The sequence below is a fragment of the Bacterioplanes sp. CLAM21 genome (assembly GCF_059641015.1).
Window position 1 is genome coordinate 4166005 of record NZ_CM184929.1, and the last position, 8996, is coordinate 4175000.

Below are 8996 nucleotides of genomic sequence, written 5' to 3' on the forward strand. Positions count from 1 at the left end.
CGGTGAATCTGCCGGTCAGGGCGTAAAGGAGGCACATTCTACCGGCTCACTCCATCAATGAGTAGCGCTGTTCAATGATCTCGCTTGATCACGTAATGTGCCAATGCGGTCAGGGTGTGGGTATCACCCGACAATTGCATCAGCCACTGCTGTGCTTCATCGATCAACTGCTGTGCTTTTTGACGCGCTCCTTGCATCCCCAACAAGGCCGGATAAGTAGGTTTATCCCGCGCTACATCGGCACCCTGTTGCTTGCCTAAAGTGGCGGTATCACCTTCGATATCCAGAATGTCGTCCTGCACCTGAAATGCCAAGCCAATAGCATCACCGCAACGCCGCAGTGCGTCTAGTTCTGTGTCCGACGGCTGACCCGCCAGCGCCCCCATTTCAATGGCTGCGGTAATCAAAGCTCCGGTTTTATGCTGATGCATGATTTGCAGCTGCTGTAGCTCCATAGATTGGCCAACATGATTGAGATCGATGGCCTGACCAGCCACCATGCCAGCGGCTCCAGCAGCACGGCTCAAAACGCTAAGCCAGCGCAACTTTAATGCATCGTCGGCAGAGCAGCGACACAAATGCTCAAACGCGGCAGTTTGCAGCGCATCGCCAGCAAGAATTGCCGTCGCTTCATCAAAGGCAATATGACAAGTGGGTTTGCCGCGGCGTAGATCGTCGTTATCCATCGCCGGCAAATCATCGTGTACCAGGCTGTAGCTGTGGATCATTTCGATCGCCACCGCTGCCGCATCAACATCCGTCCATTCACAGCCGACGGCTTCAGCAGCACCGTAAACCAGCAACGGACGCAAACGCTTGCCTCCATTTAATAGCCCATAGTGCATGGCGTCAGCCAAACGAGCATCTTGAATGTTCAACGCCATAAGCGCCTGCTGCAATTGCTGCTGACTACGTTGTTGTACCTGCTGCAGGGTATCGGCCAGACTCATTCGTCGCCATCCAGATTAAACGGCTGCTCCACACTGCTGCCATTTTGCTCGACCAGCAACTTCACACGCTGCTCTGCCTGGCTCAGGGTTTGCTGGCAGCGACGGGTGAGGGCAACGCCCTGCTCAAATGCCTGCAACGACTGCTCCAGGGTCAATTGGCCGCTTTCCATCTGGTTTACCAGCTGCTCCAACTGCTCCAGTGCCGTTTCAAATTCAAACTCTTGCGCCGCATCGCTCATATTTTTCTACCCTTGGCCGATGAACAGAGCACAGCGACTCAAGCCGTGTCTGCAATGTGCGGCAACACTAACCGCGACCTTGGAGTGGGTCAACTCGGTGATCATCGACTAGTTTAAAGATTCGGCTTTGGTGCTTTGTCATTCGCTACAGGAAAGACAGAAACACCGGCCAACATTGGCTAAACTCTCAGCAACTCACGGACTATTCAAAGGAGCGATAGTGGATCTCGCATCACTCGTTGGCATGGTGGGAGCGTTTATCATCGTCGGCATGGCCATGGTGCTGGGCGGCGACATTGGGATGTTCTTCAACGTGCCATCGGTTCTGATCGTTATCGGCGGAACCATCTTTGCAGTCATGATGAAATATGAACTGGGACAGTTCATAGGCGCGGCCAAAATTGCCGGTAAAGCCTTTGCTTTCAAACTCAGCAAACCAGAAAAAATTATTGAGGAAGTGGTCGAACTGGCCGGTTTGGCCCGTAAAGGTGGCTTGTTATCACTAGAAGGTAAAGAAGTCAGCGATGATTTTCTGGCACGCGGCATTCAGCTATTGGTTGATGGTCACGATCCTGATGTGGTGCGAACCTTGCTCACCAAAGAGGTGCGTTTATCCAGTGCCCGCCACGACGTAGGGTCGTCAATATTTCAACAGATTGGCGATGTCGGCCCGGCGATGGGCATGATTGGTACCTTGATCGGCTTGGTGGCCATGTTAGCAAATATGGACGACCCTAAAGCCATTGGCCCTGCCATGGCGGTGGCCTTGCTGACCACCCTTTATGGCGCCATGTTAGCGAATATGTTTGCCTTGCCAGTGGCCGATAAATTGCGCTTACGCAAGGACGAAGAAGATCGCCTTAAATCGATGATTATCGATGCCTTATTAGCCATTCAAGCCGGCCAGAATCCACGTGTGATCGAAGCAATGCTGCAAGCCTATATCCAAGAAGGCAAGCGCACTGGCGGAGACGAATAAGTATGGCTGAAGAAGAGGAGCAGGAATGTCCCGAATGCCCAGCCATAGCCGGTTGGGTAATGACCTTTGCCGATCTAATGTCGCTGCTGATGTGCTTCTTTGTATTGCTGCTGTCGTTTTCTGAAATGGATGCGATGAAATTTAAGCGCTTAGCCGGTGAGCTGCGCAATGCCTTTGGTGTACAGACCATTATCAATGCCAGCGATCCCCCCAAAGGCACCAGTGTTATTGCCCGGCACTTTAGTCCGTCGATTCCTGAGCCAACGCCCATTAACGAGATCCGGCAGAAAACCAGTGATATCACCAAAAGTTCGCTCGAAGTCTTGTGTCAGGATGAAGTGACTCAACAAGAAGAACGCCAGGGTGATCAGGGGGAGATGACACGCGAAGTGGTCGTACCAAAAGAGCAGATCAGTAGCGAAGAAGTTGAGCAAGAAGCCATGCAAATGGCTCAAGAGCTGGAAAGTGAAATTGCCCGCGGTCAGGTTGAAATTGAGACCTCGGGCAAAAAGATCATTATTCGCATTCAGCAACGTGGGGTATTTCGCTCAGGCTCAGACTTTATTGAAGACAGATTTCTGCCTGTTATCGACAAAATTCGCGAAGTGCTGGTTACCGTGCCGGGGCGTATTTCAGTAGAAGGTCATACCGACGATATTCCCGTCGGTGGCGGACGTTTTCGCACCAACTGGGGCCTATCGACCGCCCGAGCAGCAGCCTTTGCTGAAGAGCTATTTATCGCCCCCGAGCTGGATGCCACCCGCTTTCAAATTGTTGGTCATGCCGATAAGCGCCCGCTGGTAGAAAATACCAATGCCGAATCGAGGGCGCGCAACCGTCGGGTTGAAATAGTAATCTTGAGAGACAAACCGGATTCAACCGATGATCAACCTGAAATCGAGTCAGAAGATGATCGCGTTGAAGGCGCCGTCAATGCACGGCCGGAAGACTTTGAACTGCAGCCCAGTGAGATTTTTTAATGAACCGGAGCAAAGGAGAGACTCAATAGCATGGAAGAACGCCGTCGTTTCTTTCGTCTTGATGACGAAGTGGTATTGGACTTTCAAGTCTTTAGCCCGGAAGAGTTATCTGAGCTGACACAGCACACCAGCCAGGTAAAAACCGAGCTGCAAGAAATTGAACAGGAGTTAGGCGCACTGATTTATCAGCTTAAGTCGCAAAACCCACAGGTTTCACGCTTAGCTGAGCTGCTGAATCAAAAACTGAACTTACTGGCTCAAAGCGGGCAGCAGACCACTCAGCAACGAGCACTCAGTTCCAGCGAAGCCAGAACACGGATTAATCTCAGTGCCTGCGGCATGGCCTTTAATACCGCCGAAGCCCTCGATACCGACCATCATTTGATGTTGAACATGCAACTGAAGCCATCCAATACAGTGTTGGAGCTGCGGGGGCGAGTGATTTCCGTCAGCCCATCCGGTGAAGAAAATAAGCCCCATCACGTGAGAGTCAACTTTGAAGGTCTGACCGAGGCTGAGCAGGAGCTGCTCATTCAGCACTTATTCCAACTGCAGAACCGAAATCTGAAAGCTCGCCAGCAGGAGCAAGACACTAACTCTGAGGATGACAGCTAAGCGCTGTTTTAAAACGCTATAGCTGCTCAGCAAACTGTCCGCTCTAGGCCAGCAAGATTTGCTACCATGGCTTCTTTTACTGACAGCAGCAGCGATTAATGGCCACTCCAAGAATTTATTGCCCAGGACCAATAACTCCTAATACCTCGGTCACCCTCGATGCCACCAGCGCTGGACATCTAGTTCGGGTACTGCGCATGCAAAATGACGATGCCATCATAGTCTTTGATGGCCAGGGGCATGAATATGACGCCAGCCTATGCAACGTCAGTAAAAAATCCGCTGATGCGTTTATTGCTGCACTGCGAAAAACCGAGCAGACATCTCCTTTGCATTTACACCTGGGTCAGGTGATCTCCAAGGGCGACCGCATGGACTTCACCATTCAAAAAGCCACAGAGCTGGGTATCCATGACATCACGCCATTATGGAGTCAGCGCTGTGATGTGAAATTAAATCAAGAACGCTTACAAAAGAAATGTGAGCATTGGCAGCGCGTCGCTATTTCTGCTTGCGAGCAATCAGGACGCTGCCAGGTACCGACCATTCATGCACCACAAACCTTGTCAGATTGGCTCGCTCAGATTCAAGCAGACTGCAAGTTGGTATTGCACCCACATAATCAAAGCCCATTAAAGGAACAAGCCGTGCCCGAGTCGGTAGCATTACTGGTGGGCCCAGAAGGTGGATTGAGTGACGATGAGGTGGCTCTTTGTCAGCAACGGCAATTTAATGGTCTGACATTAGGACCTCGCATATTAAGAACCGAAACTGCGGCACTGACAGCGCTGGCGGTATTGCAATATCAATGGGGCGACTTCTAACGCCGACAAGACAAGCGGCCGTTATCGCACGGCCTTCATTGCTTTATTCCACCTTTTATATCTTTTTAAATCACGTCTTTACCTAGCCAAGCCAATGTTCCTCGCGAGGCTTTTGGGAGCATCGTAGGTTTACGATGCTCCACTGTTTGCTGCGTTCAATACACATCCTCCGAATTTACCTAAGCCAGTAGGTCATTGCTGAAAGGCGTTTGTCCGTGATGCCAATATCAGCATCGGTGTTGGTGAGCATGATTAGGTAACACGAGGAGAAGTTGGCTAGGCGTAATAAAATGCTGGGGATTTTTGGGCTATTGGCATCAGCACTGATAATGACCGTATTAAATAGCAACGCCACGATGAGCGCCTGGCGATATACCACTAAAAACCTTGGGGTGAGAGATGAGTAGCGTGCGCTAGCGAGGCTGTAGAATAAGCGCAGGATCGCGGCATTATGACTTCGATAGGTCTAGAACGGCGTTCGGTCTGGCGTGGCTATGATTGTTGGCGATTTAAAACGAAAAAACCCCGATAGCGTGAGCTACCGGGGTTTTGAATAAGAGCTTGACGATGACCTACTCTCACATGGGGAGACCCCACACTACCATCGGCGATGCTGCGTTTCACTTCTGAGTTCGGGATGGATTCAGGTGGTTCCACAGCTCTATTGTCGTCAAGCAAACCTGTATGAAGTGTTGTCGTCTTACGCGTTCAGCGACGTGACTTCAAATAAGGTTGGATACATGAGTGTTTTTGAGAATTCTCTTGCGAACCGGCGGTGCCTGTTCGTATTTCTTGGCTTGTGCTGAAGTTTCAGCCGCCCACCCGGGTTTGGGTGTTATATGGTCAAGCCTCACGGGCAATTAGTACAGGTTAGCTCAACGCCTCACAACGCTTACACACCCTGCCTATCAACCAGGTAGTCTTCCTGGGCCCTACAGGGAACTCGAAGTTCCAGTGAGATCTCATCTTGAAGGAGGCTTCACGCTTAGATGCTTTCAGCGTTTATCCCGTCCGAACGTAGCTACCCGGCAATGCATCTGGCGATACAACCGGAACACCAGAGGTTCGTTCACTCCGGTCCTCTCGTACTAGGAGCAACTCTTCTCAAATCTCAAACGCCCACGGCAGATAGGGACCGAACTGTCTCACGACGTTCTAAACCCAGCTCGCGTACCACTTTAAATGGCGAACAGCCATACCCTTGGGACCGGCTTCAGCCCCAGGATGTGATGAGCCGACATCGAGGTGCCAAACACCGCCGTCGATGTGAACTCTTGGGCGGTATCAGCCTGTTATCCCCGGAGTACCTTTTATCCGTTGAGCGATGGCCCTTCCATACAGAACCACCGGATCACTATGACCTACTTTCGTACCTGCTCGACGTGTCTGTCTCGCAGTTAAGCCGGCTTATGCCATTGCACTAACCTCTTGATGTCCGACCAAGATTAGCCGACCTTCGTGCTCCTCCGTTACTCTTTGGGAGGAGACCGCCCCAGTCAAACTACCCACCACACAGTGTCCTCGATCCAGATAATGGACCTGAGTTAGAACCCCAAATTGACCAGGCTGGTATTTCAAGGTTGGCTCCACCAGGACTGGCGTCCTGGCTTCAAAGCCTCCCAGCTATCCTACACAAGCCAATTCAAAGTTCACTGTGAAGCTGTAGTAAAGGTTCACGGGGTCTTTCCGTCTAGCCGCGGGAACGCAGCATCTTAACTGCGAATTCAATTTCACTGAGTCTCGGGTGGAGACAGTGTGGCCATCGTTACGCCATTCGTGCAGGTCGGAACTTACCCGACAAGGAATTTCGCTACCTTAGGACCGTTATAGTTACGGCCGCCGTTTACCGGGGCTTCGATCAAGAGCTTCGCAGATGCTAACCCCATCAATTAACCTTCCGGCACCGGGCAGGCGTCACACCCTATACGTCCACTTTCGTGTTTGCAGAGTGCTGTGTTTTTAATAAACAGTCGCAGCCACCTGGTATCTTCGACCGGTCTCAGCTTACGGAGCAAGTCCTTCACCAAAACCGGCGCACCTTCTCCCGAAGTTACGGTGCCATTTTGCCTAGTTCCTTCACCCGAGTTCTCTCAAGCGCCTTGGTATTCTCTACCTACCCACCTGTGTCGGTTTAGAGTACGGTTTCTTTGTAGCTGAAGCTTAGAGGCTTTTCCTGGAAGCATGGCATCGACCACTTCGGACTCCGTAGAGTCACCGTCATCACGTCTCGGCATTAAGAACCCGGATTTACCTAAGTTCTCTGCCTACCAGCTTAAACACGGACAACCAACGCCGTGCTGGCCTAGCCTTCTCCGTCCCCCCATCGCACTACAAACAAGTACAGGAATATTAACCTGTTTCCCATCGACTACGCTTCTCAGCCTCGCCTTAGGGGCCGACTAACCCTGCCCCGATTAACGTTGGACAGGAACCCTTGGGTTTCCGGCGGGGATGTTTTTCACACCCCTTATCGTTACTCATGTCAGCATTCGCACTTCTGATACCTCCAGCCTGGTTCACACCTTGACCTTCAACGGCTTACAGAACGCTCCTCTACCATGCACAAAGTGCATCCGTAGCTTCGGTGTACAGTTTGAGCCCCGTTATATCTTCCGCGCAGGCCGACTCGACTAGTGAGCTATTACGCTTTCTTTAAAGGGTGGCTGCTTCTAAGCCAACCTCCTAGCTGTTTTAGCCTTCCCACATCGTTTCCCACTTAACTGTAACTTTGGGACCTTAGCTGACGGTCTGGGTTGTTTCCCTTTTCACGACGGACGTTAGCACCCGCCGTGTGTCTCCCGGATAGTACTCACTGGTATTCGGAGTTTGCAAAGGGTTGGTAAGTCGGGATGACCCCCTAGCCTTAACAGTGCTCTACCCCCAGTGGCATTCGTCCGAGGCACTACCTAAATAGTTTTCGAGGAGAACCAGCTATCTCCGGGCTTGATTAGCCTTTCACTCCGATCCACAAGTCATCCCCTGGCTTTTCAACGACAGTGGGTTCGGTCCTCCAGTTGATGTTACTCAACCTTCAACCTGCTCATGGATAGATCGCCCGGTTTCGGGTCTAATGCTAGCGACTGGACGCGCAGTTAACACTCGGTTTCCCTACGGCTCCGCTATAAGCTTAACCTTGCCACTAACATTAAGTCGCTGACCCATTATACAAAAGGTACGCAGTCACCGAACAAAGTCGGCTCCCACTGCTTGTACGTACACGGTTTCAGGATCTATTTCACTCCCCTCACAGGGGTTCTTTTCGCCTTTCCCTCACGGTACTGGTTCACTATCGGTCATCTGGGAGTATTTAGCCTTGGAGGATGGTCCCCCCATATTCAGTCAGGATATCACGTGTCCCGACCTACTCGATTTCACTGCAGATAAGATTTCGTATACGGGGCTATCACCCACTACGGCCGCACTTTCCAGAGCGTTCTACTATCTACAAAGCAGCTTAAGGGCTGGTCCCCGTTCGCTCGCCGCTACTAAGGGAATCTCGGTTGATTTCTTTTCCTCGGGGTACTTAGATGTTTCAGTTCTCCCGGTTCGCCTCTACAACCTATGTATTCAGTTGCAGATACCTGCCTTATGACAGGTGGGTTTCCCCATTCAGAGATTTCCGGATCAAAGGTTGTTTGCCACCTCCCCGAAACTTATCGCAGGCTACCACGTCTTTCATCGCCTCCAGATGCCAAGGCATCCACCGTGCACGCTTAGTCACTTGACCATATAACCCCAAACCGTCTCAACATTTACAAGCTATGAAATGTGAAACTTTATGGTTGGGCTTACTGATTAATTACGGGTAGTAATTAATCAAATCAAGCAACCGCCGGTTCGCTTGAGAATTCTCATTCTCATGTATCCAAATTTTTAAAGAGCAATACAGGACCGAAGTCTTGTATTAAAAGCATTAAAGCAATTCGTGTGAGCACTTAGCTGAGATGACTGAAGCATCGTTTAAGGAGGTGATCCAGCCCCAGGTTCCCCTAGGGCTACCTTGTTACGACTTCACCCCAGTCATGAATCACTCCGTGGTAACCGCTCTCCCGAAGGTTAAGCTAGCTACTTCTGGAGCAACCCACTCCCATGGTGTGACGGGCGGTGTGTACAAGGCCCGGGAACGTATTCACCGTGACATTCTGATTCACGATTACTAGCGATTCCGACTTCATGGAGTCGAGTTGCAGACTCCAATCCGGACTACGACGTACTTTGTGAGATTAGCTTCACCTCGCGGCTTCGCAACCCTCTGTATACGCCATTGTAGCACGTGTGTAGCCCTACTCGTAAGGGCCATGATGACTTGACGTCGTCCCCGCCTTCCTCCGGTTTGTCACCGGCAGTCTCCTTAGAGTCCCCAACTAAATGATGGCAACTAAGGACAAGGGTTGCGCTCGTTACGGGAC

General features: G+C 51.2%; 7 protein-coding genes and 3 rRNA genes (1 of these 10 running past the window's edge). 4 read left to right on the forward strand and 6 right to left on the reverse strand.

Annotation, left to right across the window (positions count from 1 at the left end; genetic code table 11):
- Nucleotides 1-71 precede the first annotated feature (71 nt).
- Both ispA and AC55FS_RS19195 read right to left on the reverse strand, forming a co-directional pair.
- A complete protein-coding gene (ispA, locus tag AC55FS_RS19190; RefSeq protein WP_496933908.1) occupies nucleotides 72-950 on the reverse strand; it encodes a (2E,6E)-farnesyl diphosphate synthase in 879 nt (292 codons plus the stop codon).
- Nucleotides 947-1189 (reverse strand): exodeoxyribonuclease VII small subunit, encoded by a 243-nt coding sequence (locus AC55FS_RS19195; RefSeq protein ID WP_496933909.1) that lies wholly within the window; start codon nucleotides 1187-1189, stop codon nucleotides 947-949. Before AC55FS_RS19195 ends, ispA begins: the two co-directional genes overlap by 4 nt.
- Before the next feature lie 220 nt (nucleotides 1190-1409).
- On the opposite strand from AC55FS_RS19195, the gene pomA reads away from it, so the two are divergent.
- The 4 genes from pomA to AC55FS_RS19215 all read left to right on the forward strand — a co-directional run bounded on the left by pomA (nucleotide 1410) and on the right by AC55FS_RS19215 (nucleotide 4587).
- On the forward strand, nucleotides 1410-2168 hold the full coding sequence (gene pomA / locus AC55FS_RS19200; protein WP_496933910.1) for a flagellar motor protein PomA: 759 nt from the start codon (nucleotides 1410-1412) through the stop codon (nucleotides 2166-2168).
- Nucleotides 2169-2170: 2 nt separating this feature from the next.
- Nucleotides 2171-3148 (forward strand): flagellar motor protein MotB, encoded by a 978-nt coding sequence (locus AC55FS_RS19205; protein ID WP_496933911.1) that lies wholly within the window; start codon nucleotides 2171-2173, stop codon nucleotides 3146-3148.
- 30 nt (nucleotides 3149-3178) lie between these two features.
- Entirely contained in the window at nucleotides 3179-3763 is a 585-nt protein-coding gene (locus AC55FS_RS19210) for a PilZ domain-containing protein (protein ID WP_496933912.1), read from the forward strand.
- Nucleotides 3764-3861: 98 nt separating this feature from the next.
- Nucleotides 3862-4587 (forward strand): 16S rRNA (uracil(1498)-N(3))-methyltransferase, encoded by a 726-nt coding sequence (locus tag AC55FS_RS19215; protein ID WP_496933913.1) that lies wholly within the window; start codon nucleotides 3862-3864, stop codon nucleotides 4585-4587.
- A 175-nt stretch (nucleotides 4588-4762) separates the two neighbouring features.
- Here the strand turns inward: AC55FS_RS19215 and AC55FS_RS19220 are convergent, their stop codons facing one another.
- The 4 genes from AC55FS_RS19220 to AC55FS_RS19235 all read right to left on the reverse strand — a co-directional run.
- A complete protein-coding gene (locus AC55FS_RS19220; RefSeq protein WP_496933914.1) occupies nucleotides 4763-4942 on the reverse strand; it encodes a hypothetical protein in 180 nt (59 codons plus the stop codon).
- Between the two features lie 204 nt (nucleotides 4943-5146).
- Nucleotides 5147-5262, reverse strand: a 5S ribosomal RNA gene (rrf, locus tag AC55FS_RS19225).
- A gap of 164 nt (nucleotides 5263-5426) precedes the next feature.
- Nucleotides 5427-8314, reverse strand: a 23S ribosomal RNA gene (locus AC55FS_RS19230).
- A 234-nt stretch (nucleotides 8315-8548) separates the two neighbouring features.
- Nucleotides 8549-8996, reverse strand: a 16S ribosomal RNA gene (locus AC55FS_RS19235) (it continues 1091 nt past the right edge of the window).
- The 16S, 23S and 5S rRNA genes sit together here, the layout of an rRNA operon.